At 63.0% G+C, this 21,337-nt stretch carries 13 protein-coding genes and 2 pseudogenes; 8 read left to right on the top strand and 7 right to left on the bottom strand.

Annotated features, from left to right (window positions below; translation table 11 throughout):
• Window positions 1–13 precede the first annotated feature (13 nt).
• Window positions 14–846, top strand: a pseudogene (gene istB, locus AB5K84_RS37670) (IS21-like element helper ATPase IstB).
• A 655-nt stretch (window positions 847–1,501) separates the two neighbouring features.
• Here istB and AB5K84_RS37675 read toward each other — a convergent pair.
• From AB5K84_RS37675 to AB5K84_RS37705, 7 genes and pseudogenes are all read right to left on the bottom strand, one after another.
• Complete coding sequence (locus AB5K84_RS37675) at window positions 1,502–2,428, bottom strand: DUF2493 domain-containing protein (protein ID WP_011084737.1); 927 nt, start codon at window positions 2,426–2,428, stop codon at window positions 1,502–1,504.
• A gap of 330 nt (window positions 2,429–2,758) precedes the next feature.
• Entirely contained in the window at window positions 2,759–3,826 is a 1,068-nt protein-coding gene (locus AB5K84_RS37680; RefSeq protein ID WP_011084736.1) for a DUF7146 domain-containing protein, read from the bottom strand.
• Window positions 3,826–5,886 (bottom strand): strawberry notch C-terminal domain-containing protein, encoded by a 2,061-nt coding sequence (locus tag AB5K84_RS37685; RefSeq protein ID WP_354269749.1) that lies wholly within the window; start codon window positions 5,884–5,886, stop codon window positions 3,826–3,828. The genes AB5K84_RS37680 and AB5K84_RS37685 overlap by 1 nt, the downstream gene beginning before the upstream one ends.
• Before the next feature lie 105 nt (window positions 5,887–5,991).
• Window positions 5,992–8,149, bottom strand: a pseudogene (locus AB5K84_RS37690) (strawberry notch-like NTP hydrolase domain-containing protein); the annotation flags it as partial.
• Window positions 8,150–8,422: 273 nt separating this feature from the next.
• A complete protein-coding gene (locus tag AB5K84_RS37695; protein WP_028176020.1) occupies window positions 8,423–8,836 on the bottom strand; it encodes a hypothetical protein in 414 nt (137 codons plus the stop codon).
• Window positions 8,837–8,934: 98 nt separating this feature from the next.
• The gene (locus AB5K84_RS37700) at window positions 8,935–11,058 is read right to left on the bottom strand and encodes a ParB/RepB/Spo0J family partition protein (RefSeq protein WP_028176021.1); all 2,124 of its coding nucleotides are present in this window, start codon (window positions 11,056–11,058) and stop codon (window positions 8,935–8,937) included.
• A gap of 173 nt (window positions 11,059–11,231) precedes the next feature.
• Window positions 11,232–12,428 carry a hypothetical protein gene (locus AB5K84_RS37705; protein ID WP_011084732.1) on the bottom strand — a complete coding sequence of 399 codons (1,197 nt, stop codon included), beginning with the start codon at window positions 12,426–12,428 and terminating at the stop codon, window positions 11,232–11,234.
• A 245-nt stretch (window positions 12,429–12,673) separates the two neighbouring features.
• On the opposite strand from AB5K84_RS37705, the gene AB5K84_RS37710 reads away from it, so the two are divergent.
• From AB5K84_RS37710 to AB5K84_RS37740, 7 genes are all read left to right on the top strand, one after another.
• Window positions 12,674–12,901, top strand: coding sequence for a hypothetical protein (locus tag AB5K84_RS37710; RefSeq protein ID WP_131234255.1), 228 nt, complete (start codon window positions 12,674–12,676; stop codon window positions 12,899–12,901).
• Window positions 12,894–15,374 carry an AAA family ATPase gene (locus tag AB5K84_RS37715; RefSeq protein WP_231166584.1) on the top strand — a complete coding sequence of 827 codons (2,481 nt, stop codon included), beginning with the start codon at window positions 12,894–12,896 and terminating at the stop codon, window positions 15,372–15,374. Before AB5K84_RS37710 ends, AB5K84_RS37715 begins: the two co-directional genes overlap by 8 nt.
• The gene (locus tag AB5K84_RS37720; RefSeq protein ID WP_018647872.1) at window positions 15,349–16,095 is read left to right on the top strand and encodes a DCL family protein; all 747 of its coding nucleotides are present in this window, start codon (window positions 15,349–15,351) and stop codon (window positions 16,093–16,095) included. The genes AB5K84_RS37715 and AB5K84_RS37720 overlap by 26 nt, the downstream gene beginning before the upstream one ends.
• A gap of 213 nt (window positions 16,096–16,308) precedes the next feature.
• Entirely contained in the window at window positions 16,309–16,929 is a 621-nt protein-coding gene (locus tag AB5K84_RS37725; protein WP_026312796.1) for a type IV toxin-antitoxin system AbiEi family antitoxin domain-containing protein, read from the top strand.
• On the top strand, window positions 16,919–17,839 hold the full coding sequence (locus tag AB5K84_RS37730) for a nucleotidyl transferase AbiEii/AbiGii toxin family protein (RefSeq protein ID WP_018647871.1): 921 nt from the start codon (window positions 16,919–16,921) through the stop codon (window positions 17,837–17,839). The genes AB5K84_RS37725 and AB5K84_RS37730 overlap by 11 nt, the downstream gene beginning before the upstream one ends.
• Window positions 17,840–17,916: 77 nt before the next feature.
• Window positions 17,917–19,221: an SIR2 family protein gene (locus AB5K84_RS37735; protein ID WP_011084727.1), complete on the top strand. Its 1,305-nt coding sequence runs from the start codon at window positions 17,917–17,919 to the stop codon at window positions 19,219–19,221.
• A gap of 7 nt (window positions 19,222–19,228) precedes the next feature.
• A complete protein-coding gene (locus tag AB5K84_RS37740; protein WP_011084726.1) occupies window positions 19,229–21,337 on the top strand; it encodes an ATP-binding protein in 2,109 nt (702 codons plus the stop codon).

Genomic DNA, 21,337 nt, shown 5'->3' on the forward strand with positions numbered 1-21,337 from the left:
GGCAAAGAAGATAATGGAAGCAACGACCGATCCGCTCGATGCCATGCTGGTGCGACTGCAGCTCTCTGTATCCGCGATCAGCTCGACAGCCTGCTCGACGAGGCGGCGCGCGCGAAACTGTCGGCGCGTGAGACGCTGATCCTGCTATCCGAGCGCGAGATCGCACCCAAGGACCATCGCCGCATAGAGATGGCGCTGAAGCTCGCACACTTCTCGGCCGTGAAGGAGCTTGCTGGCTTCGACTTCGAGGCGCAGGCGCAGCCGTCAATCGATCCAAAGCAGATCCGTGATCTTGCCGCATCACGTTGGATAGCCAACGGAAAGAACGTGCTGCTGCTCGGCCCGCCAGGCTGAGGTAAGACGCACTTGTCGATCGCGCTCGGACGAGACGCGATCCTGGCCGGATACACGGTGCAGTTCACCACGGCGACGACGCTAGTCGCGGGTCTTGCCAAGGCGCATGGCGAACGGCGTCTGGACGCGAAACTGCTCGCGCTGGCCAAGCCGAAGCTGCTGATTGTCGACGAACTCGGCTACCTGCCGCTGGAACCTGACGCGGCCCTTCCAACTGGTCAGCCGCCGATACGAAACCGGCGCGATGCTGATCAAGTCGAACCGCAGCGTTGCCGAATGGGGCACTGTGTTCGCCGATCCCGTGGTCGCCACCGCGATCCTCGACCGGCTTTTGCACCACAGCCGCGTGCTGACGATCCGCGGCGACAGTTACCGGCTCCGCGCCAAGCGCAAGAGCGGCCTCATCCAGCCGCCGCCCGCTGGTGACGGCCCTCCGGTCGGCTCTGCCTCCTCCGGCCCGTCACCGGCGGAAACAACCTTCAACCGAGATAATAACCCAGATGGTGGGGGCAGTTCTTCATAACGCAAAGGGGGCAGTTCCGGATGGCGTTTGGCAATCTTCGCTCCTGATTCGCGGCAAGAAGCCTCGCCACTGTCAGGCAGAAAATCCACTCAAGCTACTGTCCGAATTTGCGGGGCCAGCTCTAGTTTCAATGCAAGCGTCCTCAAGTTGAGGAAACGCGGCAACGTTTCAGGTTGGCTCGGAAATGAGAAGCTGCGGGCGATCGCGTGTTCGTGGCACTCAACAAACTAGAATCTCCCACCGACCTATGGTAATTATTGCGAAGCGCCTGCCTCTCGTGCAGCCAACAACGGTTCATTGCGGGACTAGAAAGTCCCATAGAACTTTAACCTACATCGCAAGGCCAACGATCGATGGTGGCGACGTATATCAGCGCGACACTCAAGAATGGACGCCGCAGAGTCATATTTTGTTCAAAAAACCTCATGCCAACTAGCAGTCGATCGTCGCGGCCGGATAGGCGCCGTTTCATCACGAGCCCTGGCTTTCATGCCAGGTTTTTCGTGTGATCCGAGCGAACCCGGTGCAAGGCTGCGGCGAACGCATGTGGGCCCGCCGCTGGTCGCACGATCAGCGGCATCGAGCGAGCCGGAGGCTCTTGACCGCTAGAATTTGCGGCAGCGCTCACGCGTCGCCGAATTTCCAGACCGGAATCCCGAGCTTCTTTGCCTTGTCCGCGAGGTTGTCCTGGATGCCGGTGCCGGGGAAGTGCATCACGCCGATCGGCAGCGTCTCCAGCATCGCATCGTTGCGCCTAAAGGGAGCAGGCTTGGCATGCTTCGTCCAGTCGGGCTTGAAGGCGATCTGCGGGACCTTGCGGCTATCGGCCCATTTGGCGGCGATCAGTTCAGCGCCCTTGGACGATCCGCCGTGCAGCAGCACCATGTCCGGATGCTTGGCGTGCACCTGGTCAAGCTTAGCCCAGATTAGCCGGTAATCGTTGAATTCGAGACCGCCTGTCAACGCGACTTTCGGGCCGGGCGGCATGAGCACCTGGTTGTCGGCGCGCTTCTTCGCGGCCAGGAAATCGCGGCTGTCGATCATCGCTGAGGTCAGATTGCGGTGATTGACCCTCGATCCGTTGCGCGGCCGCCAAGCGGAGTGGGTGTGGCGTTCGAATTCGTCGGCGGCGTGGTCGCGCATCAGCTCGAAGGCGCCTCGTCGCTCGATCAGCGTCTGCCCTTCCGCCGTCAGTCGCTCCAGCTCGACGGATTTGATCTCGCTGCCGTCCTGCTCCTGCTGCGAGCGCTGCTGCGCCAGCTCGTTATCGTCGAGCTCGCGCTCGATCCTGTCGATAGCGCGATGGAAGACGTTCACCGTCGACCAGAGCAGGTCTTCAAGGTCGGGCTCCAGGCGAGTATCGGACAGCGCCACCACCAGGGCACCGAAGATGTCGGCGATGCTGCCGGCGAGGATGTGCGTTTCGGGGAGCGGCCTCGGATCGGGTTCGTCCTGGAAGGGGCGGTAGCCATAGAGCTGGAGCTCCTGGAGGACGTGGTCGGTTGGGGATGAGCCGTGGTGCTCGAAGTTGTTGTCGCGGTCGGTGGTCATTGCGGCTTTCCCTCGTCGGATCGACCGCGCCCATCGCGGCCTTCATGGCGACGAAAGCGGCGGGCGGAACGGACTTGCACCCGCAGCGCGAGCGGAGGGCCGCAGCCTTAGCGGAGGGCCGAAGGGGGCCGACTATTTTGCCTCGCGATGTAAAGGCGGCTCCGCCGCCGACGGAAAATAGTCGGTCCACGGAGGTTGCCGGTCCGGGCCGCTTGCCGCCCGATCGCCCTCTCAGAAGGCCGTGGGGAGGTCCTCTCCGGCGCTGAGGGGAACACGATCACCGGCCTCGCGATAACGAAGCGGCTGCGTCGCACCTCATCCCCGTTCCGGCTATGCCGCCAGTTCCATAAAGCGCGCGACGTCCCGCGCCGCGATCTGCACGCGGCTCGCGGCTCGAAGGGCGTCAAATCCGAGCAGGCGAAGATCCTCGTTGAAGTCGCCAAGCCGTGGCGAGATCACGATCGGCTCGATCCCGACCTCCTGCGCCCGATCGATCAAGGTTGCCATGGCGCCGTCACCGGCAGGATCGTTGTCGCGGGCGATGTAGAGCCGGCGGAGCGTGTCCGGGAGAAGGATGGCAGAGAGATGCGCCGCCGAGAGGGCTGCGACCATCGGCATGGTCGGCAGAGCACAGCGAAGCGACAGCATTGTCTCGATGCCCTCGCCGGCCGCCATGACCTCACCCGCTATGCCAAATCGAACGGCTTGGCCAAGCAGGTCACCCATCGCCCGCTTCGGCGTGTCGATCAGCGCCTTGCCGAGCGTCGTCTCGCTGAAGCCTCCGGGGTCAAGCCAGGTGCGATGCGCGCCGGTCAGGTGGCCGTTCAGATCGGTGACGGCGGCGATCATCGCCGGCCAGGTCTCGGTCGGGCTGTGGTCGTCGGGCCGGTAGTAACAACGTGGGTGAAAGCGCAGGCTTCCGGTTTCGTGCAAAGCGGTGATGCCACGATTGCGGAGATACGCTTCTACAAGTGTGCCTGCGATCGACTGCGACATGCCGAAGAGTCGCCGCGCCGCCTCCGGCGATCCGAGGGGCGCGGGCGATGTTCTCGACCGGATGCGATCTGGCTCATTCTCCAGTTCTGGACGCGGCAAGCTCAGAAAGCGTCGTGCCTCATTGGCGACATCGCGAAAGCTAGTGAAACCGCAGCTCTCGCGGATCACATCGAGGAGATCGCCATGTTCGGCCGAGGCGGCATCTCGCCAATGGCCGGCGGCGCCAGGAGCGGATTCCGGTCCGCTGAGCCGGACGAACATCGACCGGCCGGGCGTATTACGGACGTCGCCCACTGTCCAGTAGCGGCCCTGGCGCCTTCCGTTGGACAGATAATGGCGGCACACCGCCTCGGCGTCACGCGCGAGACGGCGGGCCAGCTCAGATGCGTTGTCGCGGGCCATCAGGCGGCCTCCCGCTCGCCGATGCGCACGACCTGATAGTGGTCGAGCACTTTTGCCAACGCCGCGGCGCCCGTCGCATCTGATGGCACGAACATGCGCAGCTTCCACGAGATGATCTCGCTGAAGAGGCCGTAGGCGCGCAGCCGGTCACGCATTGCATCAGTGAAGCCGGACAGCTCGATGCGATGGACGCCCATCACGCGGACACGGCGAAGCTGCAGATCCTCGGCGAGGTCGAGGACAGTGCGCCCCTCCATCAGCGCTGCGAAGGCTTCGGGTGGGGTCAAGCTGCAGGTAGCGGTCGCGCAAGCGTTCGCCGCCCAGGCTGGTGAGACCCTGCGACCGATGATGCGCTCACCCTCGTCGGTCTGGAGCCGATAGACTCGTGTCGACTCGTTCGGCAGCCGCTTCCAGATCGGCAACAGCAAGCCGGCGACGATGTGAAGGGTGCTCTCGGCGAACTCGGGGACGTCGACGACTTCGCCGTTCCATGCTGCGGCGAACGTCTCGCGCTCTGCAGGCTGCCAGTGGCTTTCGTCCATCATCTTCATCGAAGCATGATGGTGCTCCATCGGGCGGATCAGCCGCACGCGGCTCTCGATCTCGCCGTCATCGAGCATGAGGCTTGGCGCCGGAATCTGCACCGCGGCGCGCCCCGAGCGCTCGTTGACGAGTAGCACCGCGCGAGCATCGGCGAGATAATCGAACGCTTGATCCAGCGTCATGGGGCGATTGCGCCGGCGTTCGATGATGGTGAGCAGCCGGGTTTCCGCGCCGGTCGGGGGGTGCGTGTAGATCGGGCGCCGATCGGTGATGATGAAGCTCTCGGCCTGCAGGGTCTCCAGCCCGACATCGTAGACGCCGCTGGCGATGGCGCCCTCAACCTTGGCATTGAGGAGCTCCTCGAACGCCGTGAACAGCACACCTTGCAGATCGATGGTGAGCGCGAGCAGCCGGTTCAGGAACGTCGTGATCGGCGGCAGCTCGTCCTTGATGCCGTTCGCGTCCATGAGCTTCAGGCCCGTGGCGTCCTCGAAGGTCTGGAGCGAGCAGCCTTCGACCTTGCCGCGCACCAGCAGCAGATAGAGCTGGCGCAGCGCATCGCGGGCGTAGTGGCTCTCAAGATTGTCCTCGGGCCGGAACAGGCCCTGGCCGCCGGTCTGGCGCTGGCCGCGCGTGATCGCACCCAGCGTGTCGAGCCGGCGCGCAATGGTCGACAGGAAGCGCTTCTCCGCCTTCACGTCGGTCGCGATCGGCCGGAAGAGCGGCGGCTGTGCCTGGTTGGTGCGGTTCGTATGACCGAGACCCTGGATCGCGGCGTCAGCCTTCCAGCCCGGCTCGAGCAAATAATGGACCCGAAGCCGGCGATTCCGCGCCGAGAGTTCGGCGTGGTAGCTGCGGCCCGTGCCGCCAGCCTCGGAGAAGACAAGCACGCGCTTCAGGTCATCCATGAAGGCGGCGGTCTCTGCGAGATTGGCGGAGGCGGCACGGCTCTCGACGGCAAGGCGGTCACCCCTGCGCACCACGCGTCGCGAACGTCCGGTCACTTCCGCCACGAGGTCGGTGCCGAAACGCTGCACGATCTGGTCGAGCGCGCCGGGAACGGGCGGAAGCGAAGCGAGCCGCTCGATCAGCTCATTACGGCGGGCGACGGCCTCGCGGCTCTCGACCGGCTGGCCATCACGGAAGACCGGCCGCGACGAGAGATTGCCCTCGGCGTCGGTGAAGGGCTCATAGAGCTGCACCGGGAAGGAATGGGCGAGGTAATCCAGCAAGTACTCGCGCGGCGTGATGTCCACGCGCACGTCGTTCCATTCCGCAGGTGGGATTTCGGCAAGCCGGCGTTCCATCAGCGCCTCGCCGGTCGACACGATCTGGATCACAGCGGCATGGCCCTCGGCCAGATCCCGTTCGATCGAGCGGACCAGGGTCGGCGTCTTCATGCTGGTGAGCAGATGGCCGAAAAAACGCTGCTTGGCTGACTCGAAGGCCGAGCGCGCGGCCGACTTCGCCTGGCGGTTGAGCGTGCCAGTCTCGCCAGTGATGTTGGCGGCCTGCATTGCCGCGTCGAGGTGATTGTGGATGACGCTGAAGGCGCCGGCGTAGGCGTCGTAGATGCGCCGCTGCTCGTCGGTGAGCTGGTGCTCGACGAGCTCGTATTCGACGCCATCGTAGGAAAGCGAGCGGGCGGTGTAGAGACCGAGCGAGCGAAGGTCGCGGGAGAGCACCTCCATCGCCGCGACGCCGCCCTCCTCGATCGCCTCGACGAATTCAGCGCGGGTGGCGAACGGAAAATCCTCGCCGCCCCACAGGCCGAGCCGCTGGGCGTAGGCGAGGTTGTGGACGGTGGTGGCGCCGGTGGCCGAGACATAGACAACGCGGGCATTGGGCAGCGCGTGCTGAAGTCGCAAGCCCGCACGACCCTGCTGCGAGGGCGCGACATCGCCCCGCTCGCCCTTGCCCCCACCGGCATTCTGCATGGCATGGCTCTCGTCGAAAATGATGACGCCGTCGAAGTCGGAGCTCAACCATTGAACAATCTGCCGGACGCGCGAAAGCTTCTCGCCGCGGTCGTCGGACCGTAGTGTAGGTTAAAAATAGGACGCCTTCGGCCAACCGGATCTCGCAGCCTTGAGGGAAGCGCGAGAGCGGCGTGACCAGCAGACGCTCCATGCCCAGCGCCGACCAGTCGCGCTGCGCGTCCTCGAGCAGCTTGTCGGACTTCGAGATCCAGACCGCCTTGCGCCGGCCTTGCAGCCAATTGTCGAGAATGATGCCGGCGGACTGGCGACCCTTGCCGGCGCCGGTGCCGTCCCCGAGCATGAAGCCTCGACGGAAACGGACCGCGTTCGGCGCGTCGTCGCGGGCGGCCGCGACCAGGTCGAAGGTCTCGTCAACCGTCCAAGAGCCGGCAAGATAGTCAACATGCGCCTCGCCAGCATAGATGACCGTCTCAAGCTGGGCGTCGGAGAGGATGCCATCACTGACGAGGCTGGCCGGCAGCCGGGGCCTGTAGCTCGGCTTCGGCGGCACGACCGAGGCCATCGCAGCCGACTGCACCAGCTTGGTCGGGTGCGCCTGCGCGCCGGGGATCCGGATCGATTGGAGCCGGTACTCTTCGTAGATGGCATCGCTGAGGCACGCCCCCTCGGGCGGGATCCAGTCGAATGTCTCATACGCGAGGTCGACGGCCTCGGGATCCGCGACCGACGCGCTGACCGACTGCGTGGTGGCCGGCGCGAGATAGCCGCGCACGGTGCGAGGCGCTGACGAGACTGACATGGGAAGCGCGCCGGTTGATGCGACGCTCAGGCGAGGTGGAACGCGTTCGCCGATCCAGCGGAGCAGCGTCGCGACATCGGGCGCCACTCCCGGCGATTCAGGGAACACGTTCGGGTCATCGGCCGGCGCCTTGTCGATAACGGTGAGACGTGTTTCGATGGTGGTGCCGTGCTTGGCATAGACCGCGCCGGCGATCGCGGCGGTGAACACCACGCGGCTGCGTTCCTGCAATCGGACGAGGGCGTCGCGCCAGGCTGAAGCGTCGGGTGAGAAGTTTGCGCCTGATATCGTGAGCCGGCCGCCATCGGCAAGACGCGCCAGGGCCGAGGCGATGTGACGGTACGCGGTATCGGGCATGCGGCCGGAAACGTTCGCCATCGCCGAGAACGGCGGGTTCATCAGCACGACACCTGGGACGACCGGGGGATCGAGGTGATCGTCGATCTGGGCCGCGTCGAAGCGCGTGACGGAAATGGCCGGAAAGAGGGAAGAAAGTAACGCGGCCCGAGTCTCGGCCAGTTCGTTCAAAACGAGGCCGCCGCCGGCGATCTCGGCAAGAATGGCGAGTAGCCCCGTGCCTGCGGACGGCTCGAGCACGCGATCGGCCGCCGTCATGGCGGCCGCGGTCAGCGCGGTCAGGCCGAGCTGGAGCGGTGTCGAGAATTGCTGGAAAGTCTCGCTTTCGACAGAGCGGCGCGTGTGGGTCGGCAGGAGCCCCGCGATCTTGTCCAAGGCGGAAAGTCGAGAAGCCGGAGAAGCGGCTTTGCGGAAGAGCGCCTTTCCGTATTTGCGTAGGAACAAGACGGTGGCGACCTCGCAAGCGTCATAGGTCATCTTCCAGTCCCACGCGCCCGTCGCATCGGATGCGCCGGAGGCCGCTTCCATTGCTGCGCGGAGAATCGCGGCGTCGATGCGCCGACCACGCTCGAGATGCGGAAGGAGATGACTCGCGGCAGCGATGATGACACTGGCGCCCTCGGGAGCGCGAACAGGCGAGATCGGCGCGGCCTGATCGGCCGCGATCGGGGAAAGGTCAGTCATGGAGGAAGCCTTCAGGAGAGCGGGAACGGGCGAGCCGATCGGCGCTCTCTCTGACCGCGCCGGCTCAAACCCGTCCCGGCCGTCCTCTCCCTCTCAGCATCAAGGCGGTGCCCGACATGAGAAACGGCGCCCCCCGGATGGCGGCGCGCCGTGTACGGAGCATTCATCAGTATCCGAGCAGCCAAGATGGCGAGGCTTGGCCGTCATCAGCGACGGCGACCGCTTCCGCGCGGTAGTTTTCGTCGCCTTCGACGAAGATGACGATGTATTTCGTCACGACGCAGCTCCCTCGATCGGATCATTTTCGCCCGCCAGAATGGCCTCGGCCTTTGCGATGGCGACGTCCGCGCGTCGGCGCCAAAGCTCGACATCCACTGAGCCTTCCTCCGGAGCGTGGATGAGTATCTTGAGCAGACCGAGCAGCACCTCGAAATGGCCGGCCTTGCGCTGGACCTGCTCGCCGAAACGTGAGGGAAACGCCAGGCGCCGGCCGCTAAAGGCAGCGTCGCGGCCTTCCCAGGCACCGGTAACATAGGTATCGCCAGACGTTTCAACGTCCGACCTGTTGTCGTCCCAGCCCTCGTCGGCGATCGCGAGATCGCAGGCTTGGTCGAGCGTTTCGGCTTCGTAGGTTCGCTGCCGATAGATCGGCAAATGATAGGTCGTCTCGATGGTGAAGAAGGGCACGATAGCCTCCAGAATGCAAAAGCCCGGCTCGCGCCAGGCTTTGGTGAGAATGGCAGTGAAAAGACGCGGGACGGCCGAAGCCGCCCCGCGTGCTCGAGCTATTCGGCCGCGATCATGCGCGACTCGTCCGCTTCGTCGTCGCCGGCGAGGAATTCCGGCAGCGCCTCGCCATCGCCCTCGGGCTCAGCGGCATCGACAGCCGCCGCCAGTTGGGCGTCGGGCATCCGCAGGGGCTCGGGCAGCCAGCCGGCCTCGGCCAGGAGGCGCTCGGCCTCCTTGGCCATGTCGCCCTTCTTCAGATGATCGATGAGCTGCGCGGCCTGCTCGCCGGCCCCCTCCCGCACCGCCTCCAGGATGCGGAGCTTCGGGACGCGGCCGAGATAGTTCTCGACGGTCGGGCGCCAACCGGACTCCACCATGTCGAGATCGACGGCCCGGGCGATGCGATCGGCCTCAGTGATCCGGTGCTCGACGGTGTGCGGCGTGATGCCGCCGCCGTAGCGGTCGCCCTTCTCGTAGAGCGCGTTGACGCCGAATGAGGCGCAGTGCGCGAAGAGCGCCGCCTGCTCGTCGGCGGTGAGGCCGCTGAGCCAGTCCCAGAGATTGGCCTTGTCCCTGGGCAGGCGCTCGTCCCAGGTCTTGTGGCGCGCGTCGATTGCCTTGGCCGCCGAGCTGTCCTTTAAACCCGGCGCCTGCACCGGGAAGCTAGCGTTGCGCACTGAGACCTCCATTGCCGTTCCGTAGGAGGAATAGCGGATGAAGACGTCGAGGCAGAATTTGTGCAGCACCGATTGGAAAGCGACCGAAGGCGTGATCGCCAACTTGTCGCGCAGCGCCAAAGTCCGCTCCGCCGTGAGCTCGGTGAGCAGGCGGTCCGGCAGCGGTTTCACCGCATCATCATCCTCGTCCTCGGGCTCCTCATCCTGCCCGCCGATGGTGATGACGGCGCGCTGGATAGCCGGCGCTGATGGTTCAGCACCGTCCAGGGCCGCGGCATCGGGTTCACTGCCCCTGCCCTGCTCTGGCTCCGTCACGGGCACTTCGTCCTCGGGTCGGACGTAGCCCCGATCAACCAAGAGCTTGCCTTCGGCGTCGATGCCGACGAACACGCCCGCGCGGGCGATGTCGGCAGGCTGATAGATGACGGGTCGATCATTGAAGGCGCCGAGGGCCGTCTCGATTTCGCCAAGTCGCTGGTCTACCTCGTCGGGTAGCTCATCCGCGCCGTCATGCTCGGCTTGGAGCCTGACATATTCGGCCTCGAGCGCCTCGATGGCCGCCTGCTCTTCGGTGGTGAGATCGGCAAGTACGCCGTCCAGCTCGCGCAAGCCGCGAGCATGGCCGTAGGGGAAGTCGATCGCGACCTCGATCCACTTCCAGCCTTCGGCGGCGATCGTTTCCGCCTCCGCCTTCAACTTCTCAGCGACCAGACGGTCGAGCAGAGCGATGTCCTCAAGCCAACCGCCATCGTCGGACTGGAACAAGTCGCGCAGCACCACGCCACCGGCCGCCTCGTAGGCGTCGAGGCCGACAAACACGGCGCGCCGGTCGGAGGCGCGCACCGTTTTCTCCGTCAACATGCGGCGGATTTGATAGGGCTCCTTCTGCCAAGAGCTAGAGATGGCCTGCCAGACCTGCTCCTGGCGGCCGTGATCCGCGGTGACGGTGAAGGCCATCAACTGCTCGAGCGACATGCCGTCGTCGGCATAGACGTCGAGCAGCGCGGGCGAGACCGAGGCGAGACGCAGGCGCTGCTTCACGACGTTGACCGAGGTGAAGAAGGCAGCCGCGATGTCCTCCTCGGTCCGGCCCTTCTCACGCTGAGTCAGGAAGGCGCGGAATTGGTCGAGCGGGTGCAGCGGCTCGCGCTGGACGTTCTCGGCGAGCGAGTCGTCCTCGCCGAGAATGCCGGTCGCCGGATCGCGCACGACACAGGGCACCGGCGCGGTCTTGGCCAGGCGCTTCTGTTTCACCAGCAGCTGCAGCGCCCGATAGCGGCGTCCGCCGGCCGGGATCTCGAACATGCCGGTCTCGCCCTCCGCGTCGAGGACCGGCCGGACATTGAGGCTTTGGAGCAGGGTACGCCGGGCGATGTCCTCGGCCAGCTCCTCGATGGAGACGCCGGCCTTCACACGCCGGACGTTTGACTGGCTGAGCACCAGCTTATTGAAGGGAATGTCGCGCGAGGACGACAGGGTGATCTTCTGAACGGCAGTAGCCATGGGTGATACTCCGCGACGGGCAACCCAAAGTCTCTCTCTGGATCTCCAACCCGTCATGAAGCGCGGCGCCGCCCTCTTCCTCTCAAGGGCAGCGTCGCAAACCGACGATCAGGACAAACGGAAAGGCACGAAGCCGGAGACACGCCTTTCCGCATCTTTCGGCTTTCCGGGTATCAGGCTGCGCGGTCGAGCAGCGTCTTCGCGCGCGCCTCCATATCGAGTCGTGCATCCTGATGGGTCTTGCCCCGCGCAACCGCTGTGATGCCTTGCACGAAATCGAACACGCTTTCGGGCTTGCGGCCTTCCTCCGTTAACACCCTCTCGATGATCTTCGCCGTCTCGGCCTTCGAGAAGCCGCGCTTGCGCAGGAACTCGTTGCGGTCGTCGTCAGTGCGCGCGACGATCTTCTCCCGTGCGGCCTTGATGCCGTTGACGAAGGGCATCGGTGAGGAATTGGCAAAGCTGGCCAGCGCCGGGGCCGCCTCGTGGGCAAACCGCGAAGCGGCGTATTTGGAGTGGCGGATGGTGATCTCCTCGAAATCTTCCACGCCCCATAAATTGCGGTTCTGGCAGACGGCGCGGAGATAGAAGCTCGCCATGCCGAGCGTCTTCGCTCCCACCTCGGAATTCCAGCAGTAGAACCCGCGGAAATAGAGGTCGGGCGAACCGTCGCGCAGCCGGCCGGCCTCGATCGGATTGAGATCGTCGACCAGGAACAGGAAGACATCACGATCGGACGCGTAGAGCGTCGTCGTATCCTGGCTGATATCAACGTTCGGATTGTAGACGCCAGTCGACCAGTCGAGCACGCCAGGCACCTTCCAGCGTGTGTCGCCCGTGCCATTGCCGGCGATGCGCTGAACGGCTGCCACGAGTTCGTGGTCAAAGATGCGCCCGTAGGTGGGCCCGGTGACTGCACGTAGCTCGACTCGACCCTCTTCGATCTCGAGCGTCTTCATCTGCTCGGCGGAACGAGAGGTCAAGCCGTATTGCAGGTTAATGCCGGCCAGCGGCGCCGGCAGCTGACGGAGGTAAGCCGCCGGCGCTCCAACCAGGCTGGCAAGTTGGCCGAAGCTCCAGTGCGTCGGTGCGATCGGCGCGTCGGAGCCGGGCAGAGTCAGCGTCAGGCGCTCGGGGTTGCCGCGGTTGGCATCAACCCGAATCGCAGCGCTGTCGACCGTTCGGATCCGGCTACGCTCGGTCCGGCGGTGCACGGCGGCGTAGAGGTCTGACAGCGAGAGATAACGCTCATCCGCTGGTCGCGAGAACCACTCCGACGATACGCGGCCGACGCGCTCGCCGCGGGTCACGTCCACCTTGTAGCCGCCGACGTGGTCGCGGCCAGCGCTCAGAACTTCGACTTGGATCATGGTTCATCTCCACGACAGGCGCCGGAGGCCTCTCCTCCGTTCTTCAACCCGTCATGGCGAAGCCGGTCCGCCCTCTCACTCTAATGGGGCATTGCGGGGTTTCCCCGCAGAAGGGGTCGGCCGAGACCTCGGCTCGGCCGCAGGGGAAAGCTTTCCCCATAAAGGCACGTAGTTTCAAGGAAGCGTCATTCTCCTTTGGTTAGTCGCGGTGTATTGTCAGAAGCAAACAACTGGGGGCTAAATGCGTGGAAGGTGAAGCAGAGCCGGCAGATTCGCCGGAGGCATTTCTTACGACATTGGGAGAAAGCCTGAAGCAAAGAGAAGGTGTCGATGCCGGCCTAGCGGAGATCCTGAAGACGTACATCCTGAAGGCGGCGCCCGCTCAGAACCCCGTCGCTCAGGCCAAGGATGCCATCCTGAAACTCGCAGGCGAACGTGCCAATCCTCCAAAACCGGAGGTGGCCAATGGCTGACCCTTACTTCCTCCAATCCTTGGGACTTTCCGGGTTCCGCGCGTATCTCCAACCAAAGACGTTCGATTTCAGCAAAAAACGCTGTCTGGCGATCTTCGCGCCGAATGGCAGCGGCAAGTCCAGTGTCATCGATGCGCTGGAATTCATGTTCTCCAAGGATGGCACACTCGAAAGGCTCGGGCAGCGCACTATCAACAATCAGGCCGGCCCCGTCGCAATGGCGCACAATCTGTCGGAGGAGGCGAAGATCGCTCCGGCGGTCACGATTGGCGTCGTTTCGGGCAAGGATGCCACCAACGGCAGCCGACCGGCGACGGGGACGAAGCGACCGATACCGGCGGTGGCCACGACTTTGAACGCCTGCTTCGCGGTGCCGCCGATCATCCGCGGGCATGCGCTGCGCACGTTCGTCGAAATCCACACGCCCGAACAGCGCTACACGGATGTCGCCAATTGGCTGCAGCTTGGCCCGCTGGTCGAGGTGCAGAAGAATATTCGCGCGCTGCGCACGCAGGTGAAGGCTGCCTCAGAGGACGGCACGGCACTGCAGCGCGCAGACACCCAGCTTGCTCGGAAGACGGCCCAGGTGGTGAAAGCCTGGGATTCGGTGGCGATCCTCGCTTACGCCAACACGTCGGTCTTGGCTCCGCTCGACGCGGTGCTAGTGCTGATGGCGCTGACGGCTGGTGATCCGGCCTATATCGAGCTGGAAGTGCGAGCCAAGGCCGAAGAGAACAAGATAGGGCTTGCAGGCCTGCGTCAGATCAGCAATGCGGCGGCCGCTTTGTGGTCTGAGGTAACGGACGCGGAGAGCGGCAAGACCGTCGTCGGCGGCGCTATTCCGACCTTTGATGCGGCCTTGGGGGCGCTGTCGGCCGCCGTCGCGGAGGAAGCGGAGGAGCGCGGCAAGGCGGCGAGCACTATGTTTCAGGCTTTGTGGAAAGCCGCAGAGCCGCTTTTCGCCGAAGGTGTACCGGCGCCTGCTGTATGCCCAGTCTGTGAAACGCCCGTAACCGACTCGGCGGCGGGCAGTGCCGGGGCCATCCGAGAACATATCGCCAAGCATCTGGAAGAGCTGGCCGATTATGCCGCCGCCAAGAAGGTGCTCGACGCAGCCAAGACCGCGGCGACCAAAGCTCATACCCAATTGGTGGCGGCGTTACCGGGGCTTATTGGCCTCCTCGGCGACGATGAAGCGAAACTGAAAGCCGATCTCATCGCATATCAAACTGGCATCGCCGGCTGGCCTCAGGCTGCCGTGCCGGCTTCGGCCGATATCGTTGCCTCGATCGCCAAGCTGCTCGCTATGCTCGATCAGGCCATCGTCGACATCGAGTCGAAGCAAGGCGACCACACCTATATCAAAGCCAAGACGAAGATCGATCGGCTGCTGGAGCTACAGAGCGAGCGGGACCTCGCCCTACGGACGCGAACACAGCTGGGGAAACTCTCCGACGCGTTGACGGCGCAGGCGACGATAATCTCGGCCGAGATCCGCAAGAAGGTGCAGACTCTGCTCGACAAGCTTCAGACGCCGATGAACGACATCTACAAGCGGATCCAGGGCGCTGGCGCCGCGCCAATCCGGTTGGAGTTGCCGGCGGAAGACGACACGAACCAGCAGCGGCTCAACCTCCTGATCGATTTCGCCAAGAACCGCACGGGCGTGCAGCCGGGTGGCTATTTGAGCGACTCCCAGATCCATTCGGTGGCGCTGGCGTTGCGCATGGCTGCAATCAAGCAATTTAATGCAGGCGCGCCCATCATCGCGCTCGACGACATCGTGACCTCCTACGATGCGGATCATAGGCGCACTATTGCCGGACTCATCGCCACCATGTTCGGAGACTGCCAGATCCTGATCACCACGCACGACGAGCGGTTCTTCAATTATTTGAAGGATCAGCTCGAGGCGAAAGCGTGGCACTTCACCCGGATCATTGGCCTCGATCCGGCCTACGGGCCGCGTTTCGCTGATCACAAGGTCAGCGATGAGATGATCGAGGCGCGTTGGGCGGCGGGCCAGTCGGCGGCCAACGAGATGCGCCAGGCGGAGGAGGAGTGGCTTCTCGGCATCTGTCGGGATTTCGGGGTCAGCGTCCGCATCCGACCGCTGGAGAGGGCCTATTCCTACGAACGCAGCGAATTGGCCTCTGCGCTCGCCGGCCTGCTCAAGGATGCCAAGCTAGTGCCGGCGCTGGTGCCGGGCGTCAACAACCGCTTCCTCGACAGTCTGGTGAAGGGCGAGATCGAGAATTTCGGCAGCCACTTCCAGGACGGGCCCTATGGCGACAGTTCGATTGGTGACGAGAAAGCGCGCTGGGAGGAGTTCAAGACCTTCCGCAGCCAGTTTGCCTGCAAGAAGTGCAGTCGAACGAAATTCCAGCGGCCCTTTACTCTCAAAAAGCCGGTATGTGCGCATAATGGCTGCGAGGCGCAGTTCGAGTTTGCGGCAGCAGCAGGGGCGGCTTGAATGGGGGGGGCGTTCGAGACCCGTCGAGCTGGCGACACGCAGCTTCGAGAAGCAAGGCGACGCAACGGCGTTCTTCAAGGCCATGCTGAACCGCCACCAGCCCGGTGAGCGAGTGAGCGACGAGGATGGCCTCGACGTTGCCGCTCTTCTCGAACGCCACACCGAATATGTTGCCAAGGTGGGCTGTGGCGTCAGCCATTTTCAGGTTATGATGACCGAGCATGGGACGCAATGCTTCCGGATCATCCGCACCGACGGCAGCGGCACGGATTTCTCCTATCCGCACTGCATCTCCCAGCGACCACCCAGCCGTAAGCAGGAGGTCGCCCAAGCCTTTCGACGCGCGGTGCGCTTCGATCTCTACAAGGCCCGCGATAATCTCTTCGCCACCCACAGCGGTTCTGACGGTCTGGTTTCCTGCGCCGTGACGGGCGAACGCATCGCGCAGGACGAGGGGCATATGGATCACCGTCCACCGATGACCTTCGAGGTCATCGTGACGACGTTTCTTTGCGGGCGCGGGCTATCACTCGACAATGTGCCGCTCACGACAGGCAAGGATGATCAAGTCTCGCCTGAGGTGACGGATAATGCCCTGAGCGAGGCGTTTCGAGCCTACCACGCTGGGATTGCGCGGCTCGATTTCGTGCGGAATACGGTCAATCTGGCACAAGCCAGTCGGCATCGGCTGAAGGACGGCCGGATTACGCTGACAGGATAGCCACTGCCGGTCATGAGCGTTTCGCCGCGCGTTCCCGTCTCACCGGGCACTAGGAAAATATTAAGTCGGCGACGATGCCGTCGTCGTCCGACACCACTCGGTCAAGCTTCGAGGAAGGATGGGGATGGGCGATGATTCGGGGATTTTCAAGCCAACGACCTTGTGATAAAACATCTGCTATATCTTTCCAGATCAGAGGAAACGTCACACTCCATGCCGTCCACCAGCGCCCAGCGACTTCGCGCGCTCGACCTCCTGAAGACCCGAGGAATGCTCCGGCTGAAGGATTTCATCGCCGAAGGCATCGGCCCGGAGACGCTTGCCCGTCTTGTTCGGGAGGAGGCAGTCGTCCGCCCAGCACGTGGGCTCTATCAACTCCCCGACGCCCACCTCGAGGCTGCCCATACCCTCGCCGAGGCAGCAGTTCTGGTTCCAAAGGGTGTGGTCTGTCTTACCTCGGCCCTCCAATACCACGAACTGACGCTGCAGATGCCGTCGGCTGTATGGATGGCGATCGATCGCTCCGCCTGGCGACCCAAGATCGATTATCCACCTATCCGGTTCGTGCGATTCACCGGATCGGCGCTTACCGAAGGGATCGAGCGTCACCGCATTGAGAATGTCGACGTTCCTATCACGGATCCGGCGAGGACAATTGTCGATTGCTTTCGCTACCGAACCAAGATCGGCCTTGACGTCGCGATGGAGGGGCTGCGCGAAGGCCTCCGCCGTCGCCGATGCAAGCCGGATCAACTCTGGCATTACGCTCGCAAGGCGCGGGTCTGGTCGGTCATGCGTCCCTACGTCGAAGCAATGGTGTCCGATGGCGCGTGAGCCTCGCAACATCGGCGCATCAGTGCGAGCGCGGCTCCTCGATCGGGCACGTGCCGAGCGATCGGACTTCCAGATTCTCCTGACGCGATATGCGCTCGAGCGTCTGCTCTACCGGCTAAGCGCGTCGCCGCACCGCGACCGCTTCATCCTCAAAGGTGCGATGCTCTTCGTGACCTGGATAGCCGATCCGTTTCGGCCTACGCGCGATCTGGATCTGCTTGGCCACGGCGACCGCGACACCGAAGCCATTGCCGAAACCTTCCGGGCCATTTGTGCGCAGCCGGTCGTCGATGACGGTGTGACGTTTGATGTCGCAGCGCTGATGGCGACCCCGATTCGTGAGGAGCTGGAATATGGTGGCGTGCGGGTCCGCACAACGGCAACTATCGCCGGGGCGCGTATTCCGATCCAGGTCGACATCGGTTTCGGCGACGCCATTACACCCGCGGCGGTCGAGATCGACTATCCCACCCTGCTGGACGCCCCAACGCCGCACCTTCGCGCATATCCGGTCGAAACAGTGGTAGCTGAGAAATTCGCAGCGCTCGTGACGCTCGGCGTGGCCAACAGTCGGCTCAAGGATTTCTATGATCTCTGGGTAATCTCCCGAACATTCGAGCTTCGCCGGGCCGCTCTTGCCGAGGCAATTCAGCGGACCTTCGAGCGACGCGGAACGGTCCTCCCATCCGTTGTCCCGGTCGGTCTGACCGATGAATTCGCGGAAACATGGGCCGCCCAGTGGCGCGCCTTCCTGGAGCGCGATCGGATGGCAGCCGCACCGGATGCTTTTGCCGTTACCGTCGCCGATCTCCGCCTCTTCTTGATGCCCCTGGTCGTCGGATTGAAAGAAGAACGAATTTGGCCGCCGAGCGGGCCATGGTCGCCGGGAGCAGCAATCGATGAGGCATAGCGGGATCATAAATTTACTCCGTTCCGCATGGCGCGATTGACGAAGAAAAGAGCCGCGATCGCGGTTTGGGGGTAAGTATGGATAAGAAGCACTTTTATCGCGTAGGCAGTCACTCAGGCGCCTGGGACGATCTACCCACTGACCCAGATGAATTGGATTCCCTGACCAATAGCGCTCGAAAGCATATCGAGCCGTGGCTCTCTGCTGTTTTCCAAGCAGAGCACCTCAACCTGCTGCTCGGCAGTGGGTTCACCACAGCGGTTGGTTACCTGGGGGGCGTAGGGGCCACAGGCATGGCCAAGGTTACATTTGGCACGTCATATGACGCCGCGATCGACGCGCACGCCCAGGCCGGAGCGACGGCGATGAAAAGAGGTGCGGCAAACATCGAAGATCAGTTTCGAAGTGCGCTTGCTCTGCTCGAGGGGTTGGGGGTCATCGACAAGGGAGCAGAAAACACCCTCAAGAAGGGCATCGACGCCCAGATGTCTGGCTTTCTCACTTCATTGTTGAAGACGGAAAGCGGGATTGTTGCTGGAAAGGATCCCGCTTCAAAAGATGCTGCCCTAGGTGCTCTGCAATCATTCCTGCTGAGTTTTGCGAGCCGCGCTGCATCTCGTGAACGTTTGCACGTCTTCACAACAAACTACGACCGCCTGATCGAACATGGTTGCGATTTTGCAGGTCTTCGGATCATCGATAGATTTGTCGGTGCCCTGAACCCGGTCTTCCGGGCGTCGCGCGTTGAAGTTGATGTCCACTACAATCCACCCGGCATTCGGGGTGAGCCGCGGTTCATGGAGGGCGTCATTCGCCTCACTAAGCTCCATGGTTCACTGGACTGGTTTTTTGATAAGGACGAACGGCGGATCTATCGCAAGGGCATCCCATTCGGAGCGCCTGCGGATCATACCGACATTCCCAAAGAACCCGTCGATACGGTCATGATCTACCCCAATCCTGCGAAGGACGTCGAAACAACGCAATATCCGTATGCGGAGCTCTTTCGCGATTTTGCGGCCGCAGCTTGCCGACCTAACGCCGTTGTCGTGACCTACGGATATGGGTTCGGCGACGATCACGTGAATCGGGTGCTATTCGATATGCTCACGATTCCGTCGACCCATTTGGTGATCATGGCCTATGCGGCGGACGATCGCCTCAAAGCATTTGTTGAAAAGACGCGCGATGCACAGGTCTCGCTGCTGATCGGGCCGCATTTCTCGGATCTTGCAACGTTGGTCGCAAACTACCTGCCAAAACCGGCGCTCGACTACATATCGGGTCGAGTGACGGAATTGTTGAAGCATCGCCCAGGCGATCCGAAACTCAACGATCCGGCTACTGTGCCGCTTTCAGCGACTGCAACCGGGCCGATATGAGGCGATCATGACAACTCCAATCGAACGATTGTCGGGCCTTGTTGTCGGTGTCGTCGAATCGGTTGCGCCTGACGAAGTTCGGGCGCTTCTTGAACTGGACGCTCCGCACTCCACGGCATTGAATACTGGAGTTCCGGCGGGGTTTCCGCGTCTCAATGGGTATGTGCTCATCCCAAATGAAGCGGGCGCGACAGTCGCCTACATAACCTGGATTGGGATCGAACGCTCTCCTTATCCAAAGCGCTCTGGCCTGAAAGACTTCGGCCTGATTGATCTTCCATTCCCGCTCCGAAAGATGTCGCTATCGCCGGTGGGAACGCTGACCTCTCGGCGCGACCGCGCCTCGGGTATGACCAGATACGAACTCTCCCGTGGCGTGGTCGCGTTTCCGTCAGTGGGGGACCAAGTTCTTATCCCGACCGCCCCGCAGATCGAAGCCATCGTGGGCGCGAGGGACGACGATAAGAGAGTCAGAATAGGATCGTCGCCGATGGCGTCGAGCGCGGCCATCATGGTGGACCCTGACAAGCTTTTCGGTCGGCATCTGGCCGTATTGGGAAACACCGGTAGCGGTAAATCATGCACGGTGGCGGGTCTGATTCGATGGTCTATGGAGGCCGCAGAGAAGTCCCTCAAGGAGGCTGGCAAGACGGGGGTGCCCAACGCGCGGTTCATCGTTCTCGATCCCAATGGCGAATATGCCAGAGCTTTCGCTGATCGCGGAGACGAGCTGCGGTTGTTTCGTGTTCCGCCCGTGACGGGAGGAGAGCGGCCGCTCGATGTCCCTGCGTGGCTCTGGAGCGGGCACGAGTGGACCGCAGTCGCTCACGCCCAGCCAGGGGCACAACGCCCGTTGCTGATGCAGGGGCTGAGGGAGCTGAAGGCCGGCCAAACGGAGGGAGTTCCCAGAGAGGCGATGATTCGGCGCTACCTTGGTTCTTATTCGATTCGGATCTCGGCGATGCTGAACACTGGCACACAGGCTTTCGGGGGCGCAGCAAAAGCAAGATTCGAGTGCGCACGGCTCCTTGAAACGATCGCGTCAGATTGTTCGCAGTTTGGCGGGGAGACCCTCGGTACCGCTAGTGGCGCTCTTGCAGCGATTTCCACGACGATCACGGGAATTGTAGATGGCCGGCGATCAGGTAATTTCTTCAACGATTTTACGATTTCCGACCTCGAAACGATCCGCAGTGCGCTGGACACATTGGCTCAAACGCTGCCGGATATCGGTCACGCAACCCTTATCAGTGAGGACGCCCCACAGTTCTTCGACGTAAATATTCTCGCCGAGCATCTTGACCGGGTGGCAACCGAGCAAGGAGGTAATCTCGCGGGGTTTATCTCGACGCTCGGGCTGCGGATTCGCGGTATGCTCGCTGATCAGCGGCTCGGCGCCGTGATCGGTCGCGATCCACCGACTTCCTTTGAATCCTGGCTAAAGGACTATATCGGCGACGACGGGGCGAGTAACGGCCAGATCGCGGTTGTCGATCTGTCTCTTGTTCCGTCCGAAATCGTCCACATCGTCGTTTCAGTTTTGGCGCGGCTGGTCTTCGAATCGCTTCAGCGATATCGCCGTGGCCATCCGAAGGGCCAGACCTTGCCGACCGTACTCGTGTTGGAGGAAGCCCACACATTCGTTCGACGCGGTAAAGATGATGATGGTCCTGCGTCATCTCCAACCCAACTTTGTCGCGAGGTGTTCGAGCGTATCGCTCGAGAGGGGCGCAAGTTCGGGCTCGGGCTCGTCCTTTCGTCGCAGCGACCATCGGAGCTCTCTCCAACGGTTCTCGCCCAATGCAACACGTTTGTGCTGCACCGTATCGTCAATGACGCGGACCAGAACCTCGTCGCACGCCTTGTCCCAGACAATGTAGGTGGACTCTTGCGTGAACTGCCGAGTCTTCCGTCCCGCCAAGCGGTTCTTTTGGGCTGGGCAGCGCCGATCCCGGTGCTGGTTGAGGTCGATGAATTGCCCGATGCGCAGCGGCCGCAGTCGGCGGACCCGGATTTCTGGAAGGTGTGGACGCTTACCGAAGAGCGTGGCGTCGATTGGGGCGCAATCTCCGAAGAATGGTCGGGCGCTCCTCCGGTGCATGATCCGGAGGAATAA

Origin of the sequence: Bradyrhizobium sp. 1200_D9_N1_1 (genome assembly GCF_052075915.1) — a bacterium.
In the GTDB taxonomy this organism is placed as follows: domain Bacteria; phylum Pseudomonadota; class Alphaproteobacteria; order Rhizobiales; family Xanthobacteraceae; genus Bradyrhizobium; species Bradyrhizobium diazoefficiens.